We start from the raw sequence: 22426 nt of genomic DNA on the forward strand, positions 1-22426 counted from the left end.
AGCGTCCCCGTGACCCCGACCCCTAACCCGCCACCCACGAGCCGGCGGAGCGACTGGACCGCCTGGCACCTCCACCTCGGCACGACGGCCCGGTCGGCACACGACCGGGTCGTCACCGATGTCATCGGCCCCACGGTCCGCGAACTCGCCCCCGGCACCGCGTGGTTCTTCATCCGCTACTGGCAGTCCGGCCCGCACCTCCGACTGCGCGTGGCCGGCCTCGACACCGCGGCACGCGCGCGCGTCGAGGCCGCCCTCGCCGAGCGACTGGCCGTCGCCGGCGCGCCCGCCCCGGGCGAGGAGCCGCTCGACCCCGCCGCCTACCGCAGCGGGGCCGAGCGGCTCGCCGCCGCCGGCGAGACCGGCGAGAACACCTCCGTGAAGGCCCTGCTGCCGCCCGGCGTCCACCCCGCCGTCTACGAGCCGGAGTTCGACCGCTACGGAGGCCCGGCCCTCATGGCCGCCGCCGAGTCGCTCTTCGCGCTGTCCAGCACCCTCGTCCTCGCCGCCCTGCCCAAGGTCACCGGTGAGCGGCAGCGGGCCATGCTGGCCCTGCGCGGCACCCTCGCGGTCGCCGCCGCCCTCGGGGACCCGGCGGAGCGCGCGTACTACTACGCCCACGGTCTCGGCGCCTGGCGCGCCTGGGCCGCCGAGGCCGGCCACCCGGCCGAGCTCCTCGACACGATCACCCGGGTCGAGGGGGCGGTGACCCTCGACCCGGGCACCCACGGCCCCTTCGCCGGCTGGCACGCCCGGATCGCCGCCCACGCGGCCGAGATCCGGGAGCAGTCGCCGGCCCACCCGGGCATGGTCCTGTTCTCGCACGCGCACATGCTCCACAACCGGCTCGGCCTGAGCCTCCTGGAGGAGCTGCGCACGTACGCGGTCCTGGCCCACGCCTTCCCCGTACCGGCGGACACCCCCGTACCGCAGAACGTCTGACCCCAGCCCCCCCACGGGGATCACGAAAGGCCCGGCCGGTCTCCCGGTCGGGCCTTTTCGTGGTGCTCGCCCCGGCTACTCGGGGCGCGGGTCCCAGCGGAAGCTGCGGACGGCGATCAGGGCGCCGACGACACCCCAGGCGGCGAGGACCGCGAGGTCCCGCCACTGGAAGCCGGCGTCCTGGGTGAAGAGGGCCAGCATGGCGTCGTTGAACGGCTTCACGGGCAGCAGGCCCGCGATGGTGTTGAGGAGTTCGGCGTGGATCGGGAAGTAGCTGCCGGAGATGAAGACCAGCGGGAACTGGATGAACTGGACGACGGCCGGGGCCGCTTCGGAGTTCTTGATCAGCGAGGCCACGCCGACGCCCAGCGCGCAGAAGCTGGCCGCGCCGAGCACCAGGGTCAGCAGGACCGCGCCCCAGTGGGTGGGCAGGTCGACGCCGTAGAGCGCGCCGATGCCGAAGACGAGCGCCACGTCCACGATGCTGACGACGATGCAGTGCACGAGCAGGCCGGCGAAGTAGACCCAGGCGGGCAGCGGTGTGGCGTGCAGCCGCTTGAGGACGCCGGTCTGCCGGCGCATCGCGAGCACGATCGCCAACTGGCCGTAACAGGCGCCGAGTACGGACACCGCGGCGATCACCGGCGTGTAGTACTGCATGCCGGTCAGGCCGAAGAAGAAGTCCTGGCCCTCGCTGCCGCTGAAGACGGCGCCGAAGATGCCGATGATGACGATCGGCAGGACGAAGGTGAAGACCATCGACTGCGGGTTGCGCCAGAAGGACAGCTGTTCGTAACGGATCTGATGGCCGAGGAGGGCCAGCGGGTTCCGCTCGCGCGCGGCGTCCGTGCCGCGCTTCGCCGAGGCCGCCGGGGCGGTCTCGGCGGTCGGGGGGATCAGGGTGGTCATGAGCGGCTCCGTCCGGGTCGGCGGCCTCGTCCGGCGGGCGCCTTGCGCTCCCGCGCGGACGACGGCGAGGAGGCTTCCTGCTGTACGTACTCGCTGGTCAGGCTCAGGTAGACGTCCTCGAGGGTGGGCTGCTCCACGGTCAGCCGGTCGAGCGGCGTGCCCCGGTCGAGGGCCCAGCCGGTCAGCCGGTGCAGCGCGGCCGTCGGCTCGGTCGTCTCCGCCGTCACCAGGCCGTCCTCGACATCGCTCACCGGCAGGGGTACGTCGGCGAGCGCGGCGCCGGTCGGCAGCGCGAAGCGGATCCGGGTCCGGGCGCTGTCGCGGCCGCCCAGCGTGTCCGGGGTGCCCGAGGCGACGATCCGGCCCTCGGCGATGACCACGACGGAGTCGGCGAGGGCCTGCGCCTCGTCCATGTAGTGGGTGGTGAGGACGATGGTGGTGCCGTCGTCCCGCAGATTGCGCACGACGTCCCAGGCGCCGCGGCGCGCGTTCGGGTCGAAGCCCGTGGTCGGCTCGTCGAGGAACAGCAGCCTGGGCCGGCCGACGACGCCGAGCGCCAGGTCGAGCCGGCGCTTCTGGCCGCCGGACAGGTCCTTGACCTTGGCGCCCTTCTTCTCGTTCAGGCCGACGAGGTCGAGCAGTTCGTCGACGTTCCGCGGGTCCGGGTAGTAGCCGGCGTTGCGGGCCACGGTCTCCCGCACCGACAGATAGGGCTCCACGGCGATGTCCTGGAGCACCAGGCCGACCTGGCCGCGCAGCCAGTGGCCGTCGGCCTTGACGCCGGGATCGCGCCCGAGGACCTCGACGCGCCCGCCGTCGCGGTCGCGGAAGCCCTCCAGGATCTCCAGGGTGGTGGTCTTGCCCGCGCCGTTCGGCCCGAGCAGGGCGAAGATCTCGCCCTCGGAGACGGTGAAGTCGACGCCGCGCACGGCCTCGTGGTCGCCGTACCGCTTCTGCAGGCCTTCCACGGCCACCGCGGCGGTCACCGCGGTCCCTCGGCTCGTGTCACTGTGTGCCTCCCGGTGTGGTGGTGGGACGTCGTGGGGTCGTCGCCCGCAGACGGACTCCGGGGCGCAGCCTCGACGTTAGGTGCGGGCCGGTGGGCCCGGCCGGGCACGCGGGGGCGGCGGTGACGGACGTCATGGAAGCCGCGACAGTTGTCAGCGCGGCGCGTGACCCGCGTTGCCGGGGGCCGGTGGGCCGCCCATGCTCGGGGTGCGGCGGACGGCCGGGCTGCGGGAGACCGCGGCCGGCGACGCCGACGGTGCCGACACAGCAGCGACGCGGAAGGCGGTCTCAAAGGTGCGGTTCGGGGATCTGGACGAGTGGGGAGCGGAGGAGCGGCCGCACGTCTCGGTGGTCGGCGCCGGCATCGGCGGACTGACGCTGGCCGGTGCGCTCTCCTCCATGGGCATTCCGTACGCGGTGTACGAACAGACGCGGCGGCTCGCGGAGGTGGGGGCGGGCGTCCAGCTCTCCCCCAACGCGGTCAGGCCGCTGCTACGGCTCGGCCTCGGCCCCGCCCTGCGCGAGCGGGCGGTGGCGATCGATGCCATGGAGGTACGCGGGTGGAGCGGGCGGCCGATCGCCCGGACGCCCCTCGGCGTGGAGTGCGAGCGGATGTTCGGCGCCCCGTACTACACGGTGCACCGGGCGCATCTGCACGACGCGCTCCTCACGCTCGTCGACGACGGCAGCCTCAAGCTGGGCGAGCGCCTGAGCGAGGCGCGGGAGACGCCCGGGTCGGGCGACGGCGTACGGCTGACCTTCGAGGACGGGACCGTCCGCGGGGCGGAACTCGTCGTCGGCGCCGACGGCATCCACTCCACGGTCCGCGAGGCCTTCCGGCGCGACGCGCCCGAGTTCTCGGGGCTCGGCATCTACCGGGGCCTGGTGCCGGTGGACCGGCTCCCGGACGCGGCCCGCGCGCCTCTGGTGCGCCTCTGGCTCGGCCCGGGCGGGCACTTCGTGTGCTACCCGGTCGCGGCGGGGGAGTACCTGAGCTTCGCGGCGACGGTGCCGATGGCCCAGTCCCCGGGCGAGTCCTGGTCGGCGCCCGGTGACCCGGAGGCGCTGCGCCGGGTGTTCGGCGGCTGGACCGGTCTGGTCGCGGACGTCGTGGGCGCGGTGGAGACGACCCTCCAGTGGGCGCTGCACGACCGGCCGCCGCTGGACGTGTGGTCCTCGCGCCGGCTGACCCTGCTCGGCGACGCGGCCCATCCGATGCTGCCGTTCATGGCGCAGGGCGCCAACCAGGCGGTGGAGGACGCGATGGACCTCGCGGCCTGTCTGGCCGATCCGGCGGCGGCGACGACCGCGGCCCGGCTGGACCGGTACCAGTCGCTGAGGATCCCCCGCACGGCCGAGATCCAGCGCGGATCGCGGGGCAACGCGGGCATCCTGCACCTGCCCGACGGTCCGGCGCAGCGGCGCCGGGACGCCCGTATGGCGGTCCACGCGGCCCTGCGCGACCGGGCGATGCTGTACGCGCACGAGACGGGCCGGAGCGTGGTGCCGACGCCGGCGTGACGGACCGGGCGTGTGACAACCCCAGGGGGTGTCTTGTCGATCAGGCCGGGCTCGCGGGCTGATCGACAAGACACCCCTGGGTCGTGTCCGGAAAGTAGTGCAAGGCCTGACTTTCCGGACACGACCCAGGTCCGTTCCGGGCGGCGCTCGCCGTCGGGAACGGACCTTTCCGTGTGAACAGCCGCTTCAGGTCCGCCCGTTGGGCTCAGCCCGTCGGGGACGACACCGCCACCGCCGCGGCGAAGCCCCGCGGCACCTCCACGTCGGTCAGCGACCAGCCCGGAGGCCCGTCGGGCGGCGTGGGGCCGGTGCCCAGGTAGTCCAGGGAGACATCGCGGGCGAGCCCGACGCCGATCCCCTTGAGATACGCCTCCTTGCGCACCCAGCACCGGGCGAAGGCCGCCGGGCGTTCGCCCTCCGTGAGACCGGCCAGCTCCGCCGCCTCGCGCGGGTGCAGCCGGCCCCCGACCAGCCCCACCGTCCTCGGCTGCGGCAGCTCCTCGACGTCCACGCCCACGGGGGCCGGGCCGAGGGCCAGCAGGGCGAGCGGGCCCGCGTGGGACAGCGAGAAGTGGACCCGCCCGTCCCCGGTGACGGGCCGTCCGTGGTCGCCGTCGCACGACCCGCACGACCGGCACGGCTCCCGGGTGATCCGCACGTTCCCGGGGGCGACGCCGAGGCGCGCCCCGAGCAGTGTCCGCAGCGCCACATGGGCGGTCACGTAACACCGCCGGTCGGCCTCCCGCAGCAGTCCGGCCGCCCTGCGCTCCTCGGGCGGCGACAGGACGGCGGGTGCCTGCCGGAGCGCCGCGTCGCTCTGCGTGCGGGCGTCCACCAGCCACACGGTCACGTCCGACGGCATGGGGGACGGGAGGGGCGGCGGGAGGGAGGTCCCGGCGGCCAGGGCGAGCGGGAGGGGCCGGTGCAGGGTGTCGTTCCGCACGGCGCGCCGCTATGCGGATTCGCCGGCGAGCAGCGCCCAGATCTCCAGATCCTGGCGCGCCCCGTTGAATGCGAACACCTCACGCAGCGTGCCTTCGTGCTGCATTCCGAGGCGCTTGGCGACCGCGATGCTCCGGGTGTTGGCAGGGGTTACCCGCCATTCGATCCTGTGCATTCCGCGGACCTTCAGGGCCCAATCCGCGAGATGCCGGGCCGCAAGTGTGACGAGGCCCTTTCCCTGAACGTCGGGCGACAGCCAGACCCCCATTTCGCAAACGCCCGCGGGCACGTCGAAGATGCGGAACAGAGCTCCGCCCTCCAGTTCGCCGTCGACCCAGATGCCGAAAATCCGGCCCCCGTCCTGACTCTGCGTGTCCGCGTACCGCTGGAGGAATTGACGCGCGGAGTCCGTGTCGACGACAAAGTGCGCCCAGGGAAGCCACGGCGCGAGATGCGGCCGTACCCGCTCGACGTACTCGGCGAATTCTTCCGCCTGCCAGGGTTCGAGTGGGCGAAGCTGGGCGGAGTCTGTCAGGTTGTGGCCGAAGAGCGTCACGGCAAGCCTCCATCGCGGCGGGATTCGGGCGCTGCGACCGGCTGTTGGGCAGCGGCCACACCCCTGGTGAACGGGCTCAACGATAGGTGAGGGCCCTCGGACGGCCCCGGACGACAGTCCAGGATGTCCGTTTCACCGGTCCGCATGAACATGCGCCGCACAGGCGTGCGATGGCCGATTGTTGATCCCGACTCCTCGCTCACCACACGATGTGGATGTCGGAAAGCGAACGCGGCCGGAATTAAAAAGACGGCCGTCCACCGAAAGCGAGTGAGATGCGCAGCAACCGGTTCGTCACGTCCGCAGGAATCGCGATGTCGGCTCTTTTCCTGGCGGCGGCCCCGGTCGTCTCGGGTGAACCTCAGCAGGGTGCCGGCGCCGACGCCGACGTCACCGGCCTCATCACGGCCGACCACGGCTGGGGCCGCAGCTCCAACGCCGCCACCGAGTCCTCTGCGGGCGACACCGTCGTCCTCGCCACCGCTGCCGACGACCACGGCTGGGGATGAACCGGCCGCTTTTAACGAGCAGTTAATTCCGCATTAAGAGGAGGGGTAGAAAATGGCGGAAGTCAGCGTGCACGACGTCGTGGCGGGGTGGGTCGAGGCACAGCCCGACGCCTGCGCCGTACGCGATCCGGCAGGGGGACGGGAGCTCTCGTACCGGGAGCTGTGGCAGCGCGCCGGCTGGCTCGCCGCCGAACTGGCCGGCCGCGGCGTCCGCCGTGGAGACCTCGTACCGGTCGCCCAGGACCGCTCGGTCGACCTCATCGTCACCTTCCTCGGCATCCTGCGCTGCGGCGCCGCCTACCTTCCCCTGGACGGGCTCGCCCCCACCAGCCGGCTCGCCGACGTCGTCGCCGAGTCCGGCTCCGGGGTGATCGTCCGGTCGCCGGGGGCCGACCCCGGCCGCTGGGCCGGTCTCCAGGACTGGCTGCCCGAGGGCGTCGAGCCGCTGGACGTCCCCGACCGCGACCCCAGCCTGCCGGTGCCCGCCGTGACCGGCGACCGCGACGACCCGGCGTACGTGAACTTCACCTCGGGCTCCACCGGCCGCCCCAAGGGCGTCGTCGTCCCCCACCGGGCCGTGCTGCGCCTCGCGCTCCACTCGCGCTTCTGTACGGTCCGGGCGGGCGACCAGGTGGCGAGCTCCGCGAACCCGGCCTTCGACGCCACCACCTTCGAGGTCTGGAACGCCCTCTGCGGCGGCGCGACCGTCGTGGTCTTCCCGTCCGTCACCGAGCTGGCGATGGACGAGTGGACCGCCCTGATCCGCACCGAGCGCATCGACGCGATGTTCCTCACCACCTCCCTCTTCCACACGGTGGCGCGCGAGAGCGCCGGCGCCTTCGCCTCCGTCGGGACCGTCGTGGTCGGCGGCGAGCAGCTGGAACTGGGCGCGGTGCGCCGGGTCCTGGCCGCCGAGCCGCCCGGTCGGCTGGTCAACGGATACGGGCCGACCGAGACGACCACGTTCGCGGCCTACTTCGACTGCACGGACGAGAGCCTCGAAGGCCTCGACCGCGTACCGGTCGGCTTCGCGCTCCAGGAGACCACCCTCCACCTCCTCGACGCCGACCTGAACGAGGTGCCCGCCGGGGAGACCGGCGAACTGTGCGTGGGCGGCCCGGGTGTCGCCCTCGGCTACCTGGCCCGCCCCGAGCTGACCGCCGAGCGGTTCGTCACGCTCCCCGCGACCGGCGAGTGGATCTACCGCACCGGCGACACGGGCCGTCTCCTGGCGAGCGGCGCCGTCGAGCTCTTCGGCCGCACCGACCGTCAGGTCAAGCTGCGCGGCTTCCGGATCGAGCTGGAGGAGATCGAGCGCACCGCGCTGGCCTGCGGTCTCGCCGACTCCGCCTTCGTCGAGAAGATCGGCGAAGGTCCCACCGCCTCGCTCGTCGGCTTCGTCCTGCCCTCACGGGACGGCGCCGCCGGGATCGCCCGCGAGGAGCTGCCCGCCGCCCTGAACCGGAGCCTCGGGCAGACCCTGCCGAGCTACATGCTGCCGTCCCGCTGGCTGGTGCTCGACCGGGTCCCGTTCGGCTCGACCGGCAAGGCCGACCGGGCCCAGCTCGTGAAGCTCCTCGACGCGCCTCCCACCCCGACCGCCCCGTCGTCCGGCGCAGTCGCCGGCGCCCCGGCCGCCGACGAACCGGTGCTCGCCGCGCTCCAGGCCGTCTGGCAGGACGTGCTCGGCACCGACGCGGTGAACCCCACCGACAACTTCATCGACCTGGGCGGCAACTCGATCCTGGCGATGCAGGTCGCCACCCGGGTGCAGCAGCACCTCGACGTCCGGATCGACGCCGGAGCGGTCCTGCTGACCGACAGCCTCGAAGAACTGGCCGCCCATGTGACCGAGACGACCCCGGTGGCCGCCTCGTGACCGTGACCCTCCCGTCGCCGCTCTCCTTCGCACAGGAGCGGCTGTGGTTCGTCGACGCCTCCGCGCCCGGCAACCCGACCTACAACGTCCCCCTGTTCTTCCGGGCCCGCGGCCCCGTGGACCCCAAGGCCCTCTCGCTCGCCCTGGAGGCGGTCGCCGCCCGGCACGAGCCGCTGCGCACCGTCTTCCGGCTGGACGACGGCCGGCCGGTGCAGAGCGTGCTCGCCGCGGAGCCCGTACCCGTCGAGGTCCTCGACCTCGCCGGTGCCCCCGACGCCCCCGCCCGTGCGGAGCGGGAGGCGCGGGAGCGCGGCCGGGCGCCGTTCGACCTGGAGCACGGCCCGCTGCTGCGCTGCACGCTGTGGCAGGGACTGCCCGACGGTGACGCCGTCCTGCTGACCGTCCACCACATCGCCGTGGACGGGTGGTCGCTCGCACCGCTCTTCGACGACCTGTCGCGGGCCTACGAGGCCCTCGTCGACGGGGACCCGGCGGAGCTGCCCGCACTGCCCACCCGCTACGCGGACTTCGCGGCGGCCGAACGCGAGACGGAGCACGACCCGGAGACCGCCCGCGCCCTCGACGGGCGCGTCGCCGAGCTGCTGCGCGTCGCCCCCGGCCTCCACCTCGCCGGCCGCGCCGACCGCCCGGCCGGCCCGGACGGCACCCGGTCCGGCGCCCAGGTCACCCTCACCGTCGCGCCGGAGGTCCGGGACGGCATCGCCGTCCTCGCCCGCTCGCTGCGCGCCACGCCCTACGTGGTGCTCACCGCCGCCGTCCAGGCCCTGCTGCAGCGCTGGTCGGGCCGCCGCGACTTCCTGCTCGGCACGATGACCGCCAACCGGGTCCACGCGGGCCTGGAGGAGGCGGTCGGGTTCTTCGTCAACACCGTGCCGCTGCGCTGCCGGGTCGACCCCGCGGGCTCCTTCGAGGACCTGTGCGTGGCGGTCCGCAAGGAGGCCTTCCGCTCCCTGTCGCACCAGCGCGTCCCCTTCGACCGGCTGACCGCCGCCGTCGGCGCCGCCCGCGGCGCGGGCCGCACGCCGCTGACCGAGGTCGGGTTCGTGTACCAGAACTCGCCCGTCCCCCGGGCCGGCCGCACCGGCTGGACCGCGCCCACCGTCCTGGGCACCGGCACCGCCAAGTTCGACCTGCTGCTCATCCTGGAGGACGGCCCCGAGGGGCTGACCGTCACCGTCGAGTACGACACCGAGCTCTACGCCCCCGCCACGGCCCAGGCCCTGGCCGAGGGCCTCGGCGCCCTGTTCGCCGAGGCGGTCGTGGACGCGACCGTGCCGCTGGCCGGTCTGCCCGTCCTGCCGGGCCAGCCGTCCGCCGACGCCCTGCCGCCCGAGCCGGAGCCGCCCGCCGTGGTCACCGCCGCGGCGACCTGGCCCGCCGAGCCGGCCCGTTCCGCCGCGGGAGCGCCGCGTCTCACCGGCGCGGAGGCCGACGCCGCCGAACTGTTCGTCACCGCCCTCGGCCAGAGAGGGGGCCTGGGCCCGGCGCCCGCGGTGGGCGAACTCGCCGCAGGCTCGGACTTCTTCGCGCTGGGCGGCCACTCGCTGCTCGCCGTCACCATGCTCGCCGAGGCCAAGCGCCGGCACGGCCTGGCCGTGTCCCCCCGCGCCTTCCTGCCCGACCCGACCGTCGCCGGTCTGGCCCGCCTCCTCACGGAGGCGCGGGCCGCGGCCGCGACCGCCCCGGACCGCGACGAGCCGGCCGCCCCCGTGCCCGGACCCGCCGCCGACGAGGCCCACGCGGCCTCCCCCGTACAGCAGCGGTTCTGGTTCCTGGACCGGCTGCCGTCGCTGCGCGCCGCCTATCTGATCCCCACGCTCGTCGAGTACGGCGGCCCGGTCGACCGCGACGTGCTGCGCCGGTCCGTGGACCTGGTGCTCGGCCGGCACCCCGCCCTGTCCTCGCTCTTCCTCCTCGACCGGCGCAAGCGCCACGTCTGCTACCGCACCACCGGCGTCCCCGCCCCCACGGCCGTCACCGACGCCGCGGACTGGGACGCCGACACGCTGCGGAGCAGTCTGTCCCGGCTGTGCTGGGCGCCCGTGGACCTCGCCGAGGAGGCCCCCGCCAGGGCGGAGATCCTCGCCCTCGGACCCGAACGGACCGTCCTCGCCCTGGTCGTCCACCACATCGTCGCCGACGGGTGGTCCCGCGACCTCCTGCTCGCCGAGATCGGCACGGCGTACCGCGCCCTGGCCGGGGGCACCGTCCCCGCGCTCCCCGAGCCGGTCCACCCGGCCCGGCTCGGGCCGCCGACGCCCGTCACCGCGGCGGGGGAGGACGAGAGCGCCGCCACGCTCCTGGAACACCTGCGCGGGGCGCCGAACGACATCGCGCTGCCGCACGACATGCCGCGCACCGAACTCCAGTCCACCAAGGCGGCGCTGCTCACCGTGCGGCTGCCCGCCGAGACCGCCGTGCGGCTGCGGACCGTCGCGGCCGACGTCGTCGGCTGCACCCTCTTCATGACCACGGCGGCGCTGCTCGCCGTGGCCCTGGCCCGGCGCGGCAGGCAGCGGGACTTCCTGTTCGCCTTCCCGTGGGCCGGCCGCGAGGACCCGGCGGCCGCCGAGGCGATCGGGATGTTCGTGAACACCCTGATCCTCCGCCTGGACCTGCGGGAGGACCTGACCTGGCGGCAGCTGCTCGGCCGGGTCAGGGAGAGCTGCGCCGTGTCCTACCGGCACGCCGACGTGGCGCTCGACGTCCTCGCGAACGAGCTGCACAGCGACCGCGACCTCAGCCGCCCGTCCCTGACCCCGGTGTTCCTCAGCGCCCAGAGCGGCGCCGCGGGCCCGCCCGAGCTGACCACCGGGACCACCGCCGAGTTCCTCCCGCTCGACCCGCTGCACATCAAGTACGAGCTGGAACTGGTCGCGTCCGAGACCGCGGACGACCGGCTGGACCTCGCCCTCTCGTACGCCGTCGACCTGTTCGCCCAGGAGACGGCGCACGGCCTGCTCGCCGACGTGGTCGCCGCCGCGGAGGACCTCGCGGCCGACCCCGATTCCCACCCCATCACCAGGAGCACTTCGTGAACAACACCGTGACCACGACCCCGCTCACCGAGGCCGAGCTGCTCGCCCGGGTCCGGCAGGCATGGGCCGACGTGCTGGACCTCGACAGCGCCGACGAGGTACCCGAGGACGTCAACTTCCTGGAGGCGGGCGGCAGCTCCCTGCTCCTCATCATGCTGTGGGAGGAGCTCGACCCGCTGACCGAGCGCACCCTGAAGGTCTCCGACCTCTTCCAGCACAGCACCGTCAAGGCCCAGGTCGTGCTGCTCGCCGACACCTCCGGCGCCGAAGAGGAACTGACCGAGCTCGGCGCCCGCAACCGCGGCGGCCTGATCGGCCGCGCGCGCCGCGACCAGCTCGTGTCCGAGTGAGCGGGGGAGACCGGAACATGACGAACAGCACCGACATCGCGGTCATCGGCATCGGCCTGCGCTACCCCGACGCCGCCACCCCCGAAGAGTTCTGGCGCAACATCGACCGGGGCGTCGTCTCCATGCGCGAGCTCTCCCCGGAGCAGCTCAAGGCGGCGGGCGTCACCGAGGAGATGCTGGCGGACCCCGCCTTCGTCCGGGTCGCCACCACCCTGCAGGGCGTCGAGGACTTCGCGTCCGAGTTCTTCGGCTACCCGCCCCGCGAGGCCGAGACCGTCGACCCGCAGCAGCGACTGTTCCTCGAAGCCTCCTGGGAGGCCCTCGAGTCCGCCGGCCACCCCGTCCGCAAGGACGGGCCCGTCGTCGGCGTCTTCGCCGGCAGCGCCGCCGGAAACTACTCCGCCGCCCTGCTCGCCGCGAAGGCCCGTGAGTCGGGGCTCCGCGCGGCCGTCGACGACCTCGAACTGACCGTGGGCGGCCAGGCCGACTTCATGACCTCCCGCGCCGCCTACAAGCTGGGCCTGCGCGGACCCGCCCTGAGCATCCAGACCGGCTGCTCCTCCTCGCTCTACGGCGTCCACTACGCCACCCTCAGCCTGCTCTCCGGCGAGTGCGACATCGCCCTGGCCGGCGGCGCCACGGTCCTCGAACCGTTCCGCGGCTACCGCCACCAGCCCGGCGGCGTGCTCTCCGACGACGGCTACTGCCGCTCCTTCGACGCGAGCTCGACCGGTACGACGTACAGCTCGGGCGTCGGTGTGGTCGCCCTGCGCCGTCTCGACGACGCCCTCGCCGACGGCGACAACGTCCTCGCCGTGATCCGCGGCAGCGCCGTCGGCAACGACGGCGGCGACCGGCTCGGCTTCATCGCCCCCAGCCCGCGAGGCGTCGCCGACGTCGTCGCCGCCGCCCTCGGCACCGCCGGCGTCACCGCCGACAAGCTGCGCTACGTCGAGGCGCACGGCACCGCCACGCCGGTCGGCGACAACATCGAGCTCATCGCCCTCAACCGGGCCTTCCGCGCCACCACCGACAAGAGCGCGTACTGCGCCCTCGGTTCGGTCATGTCCAACATCGGGCACACCGGCCCCGCCGCCGGCATCGCCGGCTTCATCAAGGCCGTCCACGTCGCCCGTACGGGCAAGATCCCGCCGCACCCGACCTTCGAGCGGCCCCGCGACCCCGGCATCCTCGACGAGAGCCCCTTCTTCGTCACCACCACCGGCGACGAGTGCGCCGACGCCGACCGCCACGTCCTGGTGAACTCCATGGGCGTCGGCGGCACCAACGCCGCCGTCGTGCTCGCCGCCCCGCCGCAGCCGGTCCGCCCCGCCGCCCCGCGCCGCGCCACCGTACGCCTGGTGCTCTCGGCCCGTACCCGCGCCGAGCTCGACCAGCAGTCCCGCCGGCTCGCCGACGCCCTCGACGAGGGCGGCCTCGACGCCGACGACGTCGCGCACACCCTGCGGGTGGGCCGCGCCTCCTTCGACGAGCGGCGCGTCGTCACCGCCCCCCGCGAGCGCCTCGCCGCCGCCCTGCGCATGCCCAGGCCGCCGGCCGTCCGCACCGAGCGGGCCGCGGGCCGCCGCCCCATGCTCGTCCTGCCCGCCGCGGACGCCCCCCAGCCGCCCGCCGCGCTGCTCGACGCGCTGCGCGCCGTGCTGCCCGAGCTCGGCGAGGCGGCCACGGGACCGCTCGACACCCTGCCCGAGGGCCGCTTCCCGCTCCTCGTCGCGCACGGCGAGCCGGGCCGCGGCCACCATGTCCTCGCGCTGCCGGACCCGGCCGCCCCGCTCGACGAGGACACCCTCGCGGAGCTCCTCGACGACGCGGCGACCACCGCGTGGCTGCACGGCGCCCAGGTGAACTGGTCCGCGCTCAGCGGCCGCCGCGGCCGCCGGGTCGCGCTGCCCACCTACCCGTTCACCCGCAAGCGCCACTGGGCGCTCGACCGCATCGACCTCGACGGCCCGGTCGCCGCCGCCGCGCCCGCCGGCGCCGGCTCGGGCGCCGTGTCCACCGCGGCCGAGGGCACGGTCGAGGCCGGTATCGTCAAGCTCTGGCAGGACCTGTTCGGCCTCGACACCATCGGCCTGGACGACGAGTTCGGCGCCCTGGGCGGGACCTCGCTGCTCTCCGTACAGATGGTCCTGGAGATCCAGCAGCGGTTCGGCTTCCTCATCAACATCCACCGGGCCGGCGGCAGCCAGGCCACCGTGCGCCGCCTCACCACCATCGTCGAGGGCCTCAAGAACGGCGCCCAGCTCGGCGACGAGGAGGTCGACCCGGCGGCCGACGGCGACGGCGCGCTCGTCGACGCGGACCTCCAGATCACCCTGGAGCCGCTCGCCAAGCAGTCCGCCCCCGGCAAGGACGTGCTCCTCACCGGCGCCACCGGCTACCTCGGCGCGTTCCTCCTCGACGAGCTGCTGCGCGCCTCCAAGGGCCGCGTCTACTGCGTCGTACGGGCCGCCGACGAGGCCGAGGGCATGGCGCGGCTGAAGGCCACCGCCGCCAAGTTCGGCCTGCCGGAGCCCGACCCCGAGCGGGTCCACGCCGTCCCCGGCGACCTGCGCGAGATCGCCACGCTCTGCGCCACGTACCGCGACGGCGAACTCGGCTCCCGTATCGGCCACGTGCTGCACTGCGCCGCCAAGGTCGTCTTCACCGAGCCGTACCGGATGCTCCGCGAGGAGAACATCCTGCCGCTGGTCGGCCTCCTCAACTGGATGCGGCCGCTCGGCATCCGCGACTTCAGCTTCATCTCCACCGTGGCGGCCACCGCGCCCGCCGGTGCGGACGGCCAGCTGATGGAGACCCGTGAGCAGCCGCTCGACCCGCAGCTCGGCGGCTACGGCGTCAGCAAGTGGGTCGGCGAGCGGCTCCTGGAGCGCGCCGACCAGGACGGCATGCGGGTACGGGTGTTCCGCCCCGGCCTGATCATGGCCTCCAGCAAGACCGGCGCCTGCAACGACAAGGACCTCATCTGGTTCCTGCTCGCCAGCGGCCTGGTCGTCGGCGCCCGTCCCGTGGACGACCGCGGCATGCCGGTCTCCCCGGTCGACGTGCTGGCCCGCGCGGTCGCCGAGCTCGCCATGTCGACGAAGTCGGTGGGCCGCGCCTACCACCTGGTCGACGAGATCTCCCCGAGCCTCGAAGACCTCTTCGAGGCCCTGGAGGAGGCCGGCCTGCCGACCCGCACGGTCTCGCTGACCGAGTGGCAGCGGCTGATCGCGAAGCAGGCCACGGCCACGGGCAGCAAGGTGCTCTCCGCCACCGCCCTGTACGAGATGGAGGGCCACGAGCTCGACGAGGCCGGCGTGCAGGCGCGGGGCTGGCAGCCGTGGCTGCGCAAGAGTGGACTGTCCCCGCTGGTCACCGGCGAGCAGCTGCGCAACGGCCTGGCCTTCCTGGCCCACCGGACCGAGGACATCGGCTCGCTGCTCCCGGCCCTGGCGGCCGAGGGCGCGGGCGACGACACCGAGGGGGAGAAGTGAGCGACACCCTGACGGGCGGCAGCCCGGCGGACGGCAGCGCGAGCCGGCACCGGCTCGCGGTCATCGGAGCGGGCGTGATGGGCACGGGGATCACCACCCTGGCCCTCGGCCGCGGCGTCGACGTGATCCTCGTCGACGTCTCCGAGGAGATCCTCGACAAGGCCCGCACCGCGGCCACCGGACAGCTGCGGCTGGCCCGCATGATGGGCAAGCTGCCTCGGGAGGGCGCCACCGGCGAGCTGGTCACCAGCACCCGGATCGAGGACATCGCCGAGGCGACCGCCGTCGTCGAGGCCGTCACCGAACTCGCCCCGCTCAAGGCGAAGGTGCTCGCCGAGGCCTCCGCCGCCGTCGCGCCGGGGACCCTGCTGATCTCCAACACCTCGGCCGTGCCGATCGACGAGCAGGCCGACTCGGTGGCCCGGCCGGAGGACCTGGTCGGCATCCACTTCATGAACCCGCCCTACCTGATCCACACCGCGGAACTGATCCGCGGCCCGCGCAGCGGCGAGGCCGCCGTCGAGGACGCCCGCGCCCTGCTGACGGCGCTCGGCCAGAACGGCGTCGTCGTCGGCGACGGACCCGGCTTCGTCATCAACCGGATCCTCCAGCGCATGATCAACGAGGCCGCCCGGATCGTGGCCGAGGGCGTGGCCGACCCGGCGTCCGTCGACGCCGCCTTCGAGGGCTGCCTGGGCCACACCACGGGCCCCCTGGCCACCGCCGACCTGATCGGCCTGGACAACGTGGTCGATTCCCTGCGCGTGCTGCACGAGCGCACCGGGGACGCGGGCTACGAGCCCTGCGCCCTGCTTCTGGAGAAGGTCGCCGCCGGCGATTTCGGCCGCAAGACCGGCCGTGGATTTTTCGAGTACGGAGGAAGCACGTCATGAGCACCCCCACCCAGCAGGACACCGCCATCCGCGAGACGCTGACCGCCTTCCTGGAGCAGCGCACCAAGTCCGCCGTCGCCCCCGACGTGGACCTGTTCTCCACCGGCCTCGTGACCTCCCTGTTCGCCATGGAGCTGCTGGTGCACGTCGAGCAGTCCTTCGGGGTCCAGGTCGGCGGGTCCGACCTCACGCTCGACAACTTCCGCAGCGTGGACGCGATGACCGCGCTCGTCCTGCGCCTGCGGGGCGCCGGCGATGAGTGAGCCGGCCGACCACCGCTCCGCCCGTGCCGAGGCGGAGCGGCTGGCCACGGAGCTGATCGGCGACCACGCCGACGCCTGGGACCGGGCCGGTGAACTGCCGCTCGACACGCTGCGCGAACTGGGCGGCAAGGGCGCGCTGTGCGCCCAGGTGCCCGCCCCGTACGGCGGTCTCGGTCTGAGCAGCATGGACAACGGCGAACTGACCGCCCATGTCGGCGCGTTGTGCTCCTCGGTACGCAGTGTGATGACCTCCCAGGGCATGGCCGCCTGGGCCGTGGAACGCCTCGGCAGCGAGGAGCAGAAGGAAGTCCATCTGCGCGCGCTGACCTCGGGCAGCCTCGCCGGGGTCGCGTTCAGCGAGCCCGGCGCGGGCAGCGACCTGGGGGCGATGACCACGACCATCCGGCCGGAGGGCGACACGCTCGTCCTGGACGGCCACAAGGCGTGGATCACGGTGGGCGCGTACGCCGACCTCCTCGTCGTCTTCGGCCGGCACGGCGCCGGCGCCGGCGCCGTGGTCGTCCCCACGGACGCGCCCGGCGTGACGGTGGAACGGGTCCCCGACCCGATGGGCTGCCGGGCCGCCGGGCACGCGAACGTCACCTTCGACGGCGTACGCCTGCCCGCCGACAGCCTGCTCGGCGGGGCCGGGCTCCCCGTCGACTGGCTCGTGACCTCCGCCCTGACCTTCGGCCGGGTCTCCGTGGCCTGGGGCTGCGTCGGCATCCTGCGGGCCTGCCTGCGCGCCGCCGCCTCCCACGCCGCCACCCGGGAGCAGTTCGGCTCGCCGCTCGCCGAGCACCAGCTGGTGGCCCGGCACCTGGCCGAACTGCACGTCGCCCAGGAGGCCTCGGCCCGCTGCTGCGAGCAGGCCAGCCGCTGCTGGGACGAGAACAGCCCCGACCTCGTGACCTCCGCGGTCACCGCCAAGCACCTCGCCGCCGGGCACGCCGCCCGCGGCGCGGCGACCGCCGTCCAGGTGCTGGCCTCGGCCGGCGCCCGGGACGGCGGCCCGGTGGCCCGCGCCTACCGGGACGCGAAGCTGATGGAGATCATCGAGGGCAGCAACGAGATCAGCCAGCTCCTGCTCGGCAAGCACGCCCTGGCGGTGTGGTCATGAGCATCGGCATCGGAGCGATCCACACCGTCCTGCCCACCGTCCGCACCCCGCTCGCCGAACTGCCCGAGTTCGACGGGCTCTCCCCCGAGGAGGCCGAGTTCGCCCGGGGCACCGGCATCGACACGGTCGGTGTCCTGGAGGACCGCACGGCCGGGGACCTGGCCGTCGAGGCCGTCCGCGGCCTGCTCGACGGGCTCGACGACAGCACACCCGGCGGACCCCGCAGGCCCGACACCCTGATGCTGGTCAGCCCCCGGGCCCCCGACGTGCTGCTCGGCTCGGACGCCTGCCGGATCCAGTCGGAGGCCAAGCTCGACGGCGCCTTCGCGTTCACCGTGGACGGGCTCGGCTGCACCGGCTCCAGCGCCGCCTGGGCCCTGGGCCGCGACCTGCTGCTGGCCGACCCGGCCCGGCAGAGCGTGCTCATCGCCCACGGCAGCCGGCCCACCGGCCTGGACCGGGTGCGCCACCCCGTCACCGTGATCGGCGACGGCGCGTACGCGATGACGCTCGTCCGGGGCGGCCGGCCGGTGCTGCGGGCCCACCGCATGGAGACCGACGGCACCTTCCACGACCTGTTCCAGGTCGACTACAAGCAGGTGCCGTACTACGAGTGGCGCGAGGAGTGCTCCTCGCCCGACCGGTACCGCTTCGAACTGGCCATGAACAGCCGGATGCGGCTAGGCCGGATGGTCGAGGAGGTGCTCGCGGACGCGGGCGTCGACAAGAGCGCCGTCGCCACGACGCTCATGCAGAACGTCACCTCCAGCGCCTACCAGTTCTACGAGACCCTCCTCGGCCTGCCCATCCACCCCGTGTGCAACGAGCATCTCGCCGCGTACGGCCACCTGGGCGCCATGGACGTCGTGCTCAACCTCGACCGGCTCCTCGCGACCGGCGAACTGTCCCCGGGCGACCTCGTGCTCGTCCTCAACAACAGCCCGGTCGCGGCCTGGGCCGTGACCCTGTGGGAGGTGTGACCGTGGCCGAGACCGCCCACGACACCACGGCCGTCAAGTGCCTGGTGTGGGACCTCGACAACACGCTGTGGAACGGGACCCTGCTGGAGGACGGGGAGGTCGTCCTCTCCGACGAGGTACGCCAGGTGATCACCACCCTCGACGAGCGGGGCATCCTCCAGGCCGTGGCCAGCAAGAACGACCACGACCACGCCTGGGAGCGCCTGGAGAAGCTCGGCGTCGCCGAGTACTTCGTCCACCCGCACATCGGCTGGGGCCCGAAGTCCACCTCCGTGCGCACCATCGCGGAGCAGCTGAACTTCGCCCTGAAGACGATCGCGTTCATCGACGACCAGCCGACCGAACGCGCCGAGGTCAACCACCACCTGCCCGAGGTGCGCTGCTACCCGGCCGAGCAGGTCCTGGAGCTCACCGCACGGCCGGAGTTCGACCCGGTCACCACCGCGGACTCGCGCCGCCGCCGCGAGATGTACCAGGCGGGATTCCGCCGGGAGGCGGCGCGCGAGGACTTCAGCGGCGCCGACGAGGAGTTCCTGCGCACCCTCGACCTCGTCATGACCATCCGGCGGGCCGCCGAGGAGGACCTCGCCCGGGTCGAGGAACTCACCCTGCGCACCAGCCAGATGAACGCCACCGGCGTCCATTACGGGGACGCCGAGCTGCGCGGCCTGGTGGTCGATCCCGACCACGAGGTCCTCGTCATCTCGTTGCGGGACCGCTTCGGCGACCACGGTGCCGTCGGCATCGTCCTCCTGGAGCGGCTCCCCGGCGTGTGGCACCTCAAGCTGCTCGCCACCTCCTGCCGGGTGGTCTCCTTCGGTGCCGGCGCCGTCATCCTGCGCTGGCTCACCGACCGGGCCGCCGCGGCCGGTGCCCACCTGGCAGCCGACTTCCGGCGCACCGACCGCAACCGGATGATGGAGGTCGCCTACCGCTTCGCGGGCTTCACCGGCGACGCCTGCGCCTGCACCGAGGCCGTCACCGGACCGGACCGCGAGGGCATCGAGGTGCTGCACATCGCGGCCGCCCGCCAGGAGCCGCCGACCACCATGCGGCTCGACGCCCCCGACCTGGCGGTCGCCGCGGGGGTGTCGCATGGCTGACACCCTGTACGCGTGGTTCGAGCGGACCGCCGAGCGGTACCCGGACGAGCCCGCCGTGGAGGCCGGCGACACCCGGCTCAGCTACCGCGAGCTGCGCCGGGCCGCCGAGCACGTCGCCGCGCTGATCCTGAGCGCGCACGGCTCCGCGCCCCGGCGGATCTCCGTCATGGCGACCCGGTCCGTGGCCGTCCTGGCCGCGTACCTGGCCGGCCAGCGGCTCGGCGCGACCGTGACCCCGGTCAACCCGGCGTTCCCGGTGCAGCGCAACCGGATGATCTGCGAGCTCGCGGGTGCCGAGGTCCTCGTCGTGGACGCCGCCGACGCCGGCCAGCTCGACGGTGAGCTCGCCGGGGTCGCGCCGACCGAACTGCGCCTCGACACCGCGGAGATCGCGGCCGCGGCGCAGGCGGTGGACGGGCCGGCACCGGAGCTGCCCGCGTACACCACGGGCCCGGACGACGTCGCGTACGTCCTGTTCACCTCGGGCTCGACGGGCCGCCCCAAGGGCGTGCCGATCCGGCACCGCAACCTCTCGCCGTACCTGGCGCACAACATCGAGCGGTACGGGATCGGCCCCGGCTGCCGGACCTCGCACACCTTCGACCTGACCTTCGACCCCTCGGTGTTCGACCTGTTCGTCACCTGGGGCGGCGGCGCGACCCTGGTGGTCCCCGGCCGGGCGGAGCTCCTCTCGCCGGTCGACTACATCGTCGACAACGGCGTCACCCACTGGTTCTCGGTGCCGTCGGTGGTCTCGGTCAGCGCCCAGCTCGGCAATCTCCCCGCCGGGCTCGCCGACAGTCTGCGGATGAGCGTCTTCATCGGCGAGCAGCTGTCCTACGACCAGGCCGAGGCCTGGCACGCGGTGGCCCCGCAGGCCTCCATCGAGAACGTCTACGGGCCCACCGAACTCACCGTCGCCTGCACCGAGTTCGCGCTCCCCGCCGACCCCGCCCAGTGGCCGGCGACCTCGAACGACACCGTCCCGATCGGGCCCGTCTACGACTTCCTCGACCACCTGGTGCTCGACGAGGACGGGCGGCCCGCCGAGGAGGGCGAGCTGGTCGTCCGCGGCTCCCAGCGCTTCGACGGCTATCTCGACCCGGCCGACAACCACGGCCGCTTCCTGCTCCACGACGACGGCGGCATCACCCCGTACGAGGGCGAGGGTCCGCTCACCGACGCGCACTACTACCGGACCGGCGACCGGGTCCGCTGGGAGTCGGGGAGGCTCGTGCACCTCGGGCGCCTCGACAACCAGGTGAAGGTACGCGGCTACCGCATCGAGCTCGGCGAGATCGAGGCCGCGCTGCGCCGCCACCCGGACATCACGCAGGCCGTCGTCATCGCCCTGAAGAAGGGCGACGACGTCGAACTCGTGGGCGTCCACACGGGTTCCCCCGTCGAGCCCAACCTGATCGGCCGCTGGCTGCGCAAGCGCGTCCCGGTCCACATGGTGCCCCGGCGATTCCGGCACCTGGACACCCTGCCGCTCAACCCCAACGGCAAGATCGACCGGCCGCGCATCACTCGTGAGCTCCTCTCCCACGACGACCTCGCCGTCGCGGGACGGCCCGGCGGAAACGGAGGCCACCATGGCGCTGCTCGATGACATCATCCCGCCGCCCGGCATCGTCCGGACCCTGTGCGTGAGCAACTTCGCCAAGACCGCGGGCCACGGCGTCCTGATGGCCGTCAGCGTCCTGTTCTTCACCCGCACCGTCGGCATCCCGGCCGAGCAGGTCGGTCTCGCCCTGAGCATCGGCGCCGCCCTCGGTATGGCCGCGAGCATCCCGGCCGGCCGGCTCGCCGACGTCGTGGGCCCCCGCAACACCACCGTCGGCTTCCTCATGCTGCTCGGCGTGTTCGTGGGCGCCTACGCCTTCGTCGACAGCTTCGCCGGCCTCGTCGTGGTCACCAGCCTCGCGCTGATGGCCGAGTCGTCGACCGACGCCGCCCGCGGCGCGCTCATCGCCGGGCTCATCCCGCAGGAGGACCGGGTCCGCGCCTGGTCCTACATGCGGGCCGTCAGCAACCTCGGCGTGACCCTGGGCGCGGCTGCCGGCGCGGTCGCCCTCTGGTTCGACAACCGGCCCGGGTACGTCGGCCTGCTGATCGCCGGCGGCATCATGTTCCTGGTCGCGGGCGGCGCCTATCTGACCGTCCCCTCGGTCGATCCCGTCCCCAAGGAGAGCACCGGCCCCAAGTGGGTGGTCCTGCGCGACCTCCCGTACGCCGCCGTCGCCCTCCTCAACTCGGTCCTGGTGATGAACGTCGCCATCCTGACCGTGGCCCTGCCGATCTGGATCACCACCCAGACCAGCGCGCCGAAGTGGCTGTACTCCGCCATCCTCATCCTGAACACGATCATGGTCGTGGTCTTCCAGGTCCGGGCGGGCAAGGGCAGCGAGGACGTCCGCGGCGGCGCCCGCACCCTGCGCCGCTGCGGTGTCCTCCTCGCCGTGTGCTGCGCCCTCTTCGCGCTCGCCGCCGACCAGCCGGTCTGGGTCGCCGTCGTCGCCCTGCTCGCCGGCGCCGTCGTCCACGTGATCGGCGAGATGCTCTACAGCGCCGGCTCCTGGTCCCTGGCCTTCGGCCTGGCCCCGGACGACGCCCAGGGGCAGTACCAGGGCATGTTCGGGATGTCCACGCAGCTCGGCTCGATGGTCACCCCCGCACTCGCCACGCTGCTCATCGTCCGGCTCGGCTGGCCGGCCTGGCTGGTCTTCGCCGCCCTGCTCCTCGGCGCCGGACTCGCCGCGCCCGCGGTGGCCGCCTGGGCCGAGCGCACCCGCCGGCCGGCCCCCGAGACGGGCGCGGAGGCGGCCGTCGCCTGAGGACCGCCCCGCGCGGCCCCGCGTACCGCCCCGCCGATCAGCGACACCCGGAGAACGC

Annotated in this window: 18 protein-coding genes; 14 read left to right on the top strand and 4 right to left on the bottom strand. The window is 73.7% G+C overall.

Translation table 11 applies throughout. From position 1 onward, the window contains the following. The first annotated feature begins 9 nt into the window (after nucleotides 1–9). A complete protein-coding gene (locus tag OG462_RS30110; protein ID WP_406062380.1) occupies nucleotides 10–942 on the top strand; it encodes a thiopeptide-type bacteriocin biosynthesis protein in 933 nt (310 codons plus the stop codon). Nucleotides 943–1017: 75 nt separating this feature from the next. Here OG462_RS30110 and OG462_RS30115 read toward each other — a convergent pair whose 3' ends face one another. Together OG462_RS30115 and OG462_RS30120 are read right to left on the bottom strand one after the other, a co-directional pair. Next, complete coding sequence (locus OG462_RS30115) at nucleotides 1018–1851, bottom strand: ABC transporter permease (protein ID WP_406062382.1); 834 nt, start codon at nucleotides 1849–1851, stop codon at nucleotides 1018–1020. Next, complete coding sequence (locus OG462_RS30120; RefSeq protein WP_406062383.1) at nucleotides 1848–2837, bottom strand: ABC transporter ATP-binding protein; 990 nt, start codon at nucleotides 2835–2837, stop codon at nucleotides 1848–1850. The genes OG462_RS30115 and OG462_RS30120 overlap by 4 nt, the downstream gene beginning before the upstream one ends. 220 nt (nucleotides 2838–3057) lie before the next feature. Here OG462_RS30120 and OG462_RS30125 point away from each other — a divergent pair, with 220 nt between their 5' ends. Then, entirely contained in the window at nucleotides 3058–4380 is a 1323-nt protein-coding gene (locus OG462_RS30125; RefSeq protein WP_406062385.1) for an FAD-dependent monooxygenase, read from the top strand. Nucleotides 4381–4585: 205 nt separating this feature from the next. Here OG462_RS30125 and OG462_RS30130 read toward each other — a convergent pair whose 3' ends face one another. Together OG462_RS30130 and OG462_RS30135 are read right to left on the bottom strand one after the other, a co-directional pair. Beyond that, nucleotides 4586–5323 carry a 4'-phosphopantetheinyl transferase family protein gene (locus tag OG462_RS30130; RefSeq protein WP_406062386.1) on the bottom strand — a complete coding sequence of 246 codons (738 nt, stop codon included), beginning with the start codon at nucleotides 5321–5323 and terminating at the stop codon, nucleotides 4586–4588. A 9-nt stretch (nucleotides 5324–5332) separates the two neighbouring features. Next, a complete protein-coding gene (locus OG462_RS30135; protein ID WP_406062387.1) occupies nucleotides 5333–5878 on the bottom strand; it encodes a GNAT family N-acetyltransferase in 546 nt (181 codons plus the stop codon). Between the two features lie 314 nt (nucleotides 5879–6192). On the opposite strand from OG462_RS30135, the gene OG462_RS30140 reads away from it, so the two are divergent. The 12 genes from OG462_RS30140 to OG462_RS30195 are packed head-to-tail and all read left to right on the top strand — an operon-like array spanning nucleotide 6193 to nucleotide 22368. Beyond that, nucleotides 6193–6387, top strand: coding sequence for a hypothetical protein (locus OG462_RS30140; RefSeq protein WP_406062388.1), 195 nt, complete (start codon nucleotides 6193–6195; stop codon nucleotides 6385–6387). A gap of 52 nt (nucleotides 6388–6439) precedes the next feature. Further along, complete coding sequence (locus OG462_RS30145) at nucleotides 6440–8266, top strand: non-ribosomal peptide synthetase (RefSeq protein ID WP_406062390.1); 1827 nt, start codon at nucleotides 6440–6442, stop codon at nucleotides 8264–8266. Continuing rightward, a complete protein-coding gene (locus tag OG462_RS30150; RefSeq protein ID WP_406062392.1) occupies nucleotides 8263–11325 on the top strand; it encodes a condensation domain-containing protein in 3063 nt (1020 codons plus the stop codon). The genes OG462_RS30145 and OG462_RS30150 overlap by 4 nt, the downstream gene beginning before the upstream one ends. Continuing rightward, complete coding sequence (locus OG462_RS30155; protein WP_406062394.1) at nucleotides 11322–11675, top strand: acyl carrier protein; 354 nt, start codon at nucleotides 11322–11324, stop codon at nucleotides 11673–11675. Before OG462_RS30150 ends, OG462_RS30155 begins: the two co-directional genes overlap by 4 nt. Before the next feature lie 17 nt (nucleotides 11676–11692). Next, on the top strand, nucleotides 11693–15172 hold the full coding sequence (locus OG462_RS30160) for a thioester reductase domain-containing protein (RefSeq protein ID WP_406062396.1): 3480 nt from the start codon (nucleotides 11693–11695) through the stop codon (nucleotides 15170–15172). After that, nucleotides 15169–16065, top strand: a complete 897-nt coding sequence (locus OG462_RS30165) for a 3-hydroxyacyl-CoA dehydrogenase family protein (protein ID WP_406062398.1) — start codon at nucleotides 15169–15171, stop codon at nucleotides 16063–16065. Before OG462_RS30160 ends, OG462_RS30165 begins: the two co-directional genes overlap by 4 nt. After that, nucleotides 16062–16328 carry an acyl carrier protein gene (locus OG462_RS30170; protein WP_406062400.1) on the top strand — a complete coding sequence of 89 codons (267 nt, stop codon included), beginning with the start codon at nucleotides 16062–16064 and terminating at the stop codon, nucleotides 16326–16328. The genes OG462_RS30165 and OG462_RS30170 overlap by 4 nt, the downstream gene beginning before the upstream one ends. After that, nucleotides 16321–17448, top strand: coding sequence for an acyl-CoA dehydrogenase family protein (locus tag OG462_RS30175; RefSeq protein WP_406062402.1), 1128 nt, complete (start codon nucleotides 16321–16323; stop codon nucleotides 17446–17448). Before OG462_RS30170 ends, OG462_RS30175 begins: the two co-directional genes overlap by 8 nt. Continuing rightward, nucleotides 17445–18428 (top strand): 3-oxoacyl-[acyl-carrier-protein] synthase III C-terminal domain-containing protein, encoded by a 984-nt coding sequence (locus tag OG462_RS30180; RefSeq protein ID WP_406062404.1) that lies wholly within the window; start codon nucleotides 17445–17447, stop codon nucleotides 18426–18428. The genes OG462_RS30175 and OG462_RS30180 overlap by 4 nt, the downstream gene beginning before the upstream one ends. 2 nt (nucleotides 18429–18430) lie before the next feature. Continuing rightward, nucleotides 18431–19531, top strand: a complete 1101-nt coding sequence (locus OG462_RS30185) for an HAD-IIIC family phosphatase (protein ID WP_406062405.1) — start codon at nucleotides 18431–18433, stop codon at nucleotides 19529–19531. Beyond that, nucleotides 19524–21143, top strand: coding sequence for an amino acid adenylation domain-containing protein (locus OG462_RS30190; protein WP_406062407.1), 1620 nt, complete (start codon nucleotides 19524–19526; stop codon nucleotides 21141–21143). The genes OG462_RS30185 and OG462_RS30190 overlap by 8 nt, the downstream gene beginning before the upstream one ends. Continuing rightward, nucleotides 21127–22368, top strand: a complete 1242-nt coding sequence (locus OG462_RS30195; RefSeq protein ID WP_406062409.1) for an MFS transporter — start codon at nucleotides 21127–21129, stop codon at nucleotides 22366–22368. The genes OG462_RS30190 and OG462_RS30195 overlap by 17 nt, the downstream gene beginning before the upstream one ends. Nucleotides 22369–22426 lie beyond the last annotated feature (58 nt).

Source organism: Streptomyces sp. NBC_01077, from assembly GCF_045162855.1.
GTDB lineage: Bacteria > Actinomycetota > Actinomycetes > Streptomycetales > Streptomycetaceae > Streptomyces.

Excerpts from the sequence above, each read along its gene's own strand:
- OG462_RS30140 (WP_406062388.1), top strand. The coding sequence starts at position 6,193 with ATGTCGGCTCTTTTCCTGGCGGCGGCCCCGGTCGTCTCGGGTGAACCT.
- OG462_RS30170 (WP_406062400.1), top strand. The coding sequence starts at position 16,062 with ATGAGCACCCCCACCCAGCAGGACACCGCCATCCGCGAGACGCTGACC.
- OG462_RS30160 (WP_406062396.1), top strand. The coding sequence starts at position 11,693 with ATGACGAACAGCACCGACATCGCGGTCATCGGCATCGGCCTGCGCTAC.
- OG462_RS30175 (WP_406062402.1), top strand. The coding sequence starts at position 16,321 with ATGAGTGAGCCGGCCGACCACCGCTCCGCCCGTGCCGAGGCGGAGCGG.
- OG462_RS30125 (WP_406062385.1), top strand. The coding sequence starts at position 3,058 with ATGCTCGGGGTGCGGCGGACGGCCGGGCTGCGGGAGACCGCGGCCGGC.
- OG462_RS30115 (WP_406062382.1), bottom strand. The coding sequence starts at position 1,851 with ATGACCACCCTGATCCCCCCGACCGCCGAGACCGCCCCGGCGGCCTCG.
- OG462_RS30190 (WP_406062407.1), top strand. The coding sequence starts at position 19,524 with ATGGCTGACACCCTGTACGCGTGGTTCGAGCGGACCGCCGAGCGGTAC.
- OG462_RS30195 (WP_406062409.1), top strand. The coding sequence starts at position 21,127 with ATGGCGCTGCTCGATGACATCATCCCGCCGCCCGGCATCGTCCGGACC.
- OG462_RS30145 (WP_406062390.1), top strand. The coding sequence starts at position 6,440 with ATGGCGGAAGTCAGCGTGCACGACGTCGTGGCGGGGTGGGTCGAGGCA.
- OG462_RS30180 (WP_406062404.1), top strand. The coding sequence starts at position 17,445 with ATGAGCATCGGCATCGGAGCGATCCACACCGTCCTGCCCACCGTCCGC.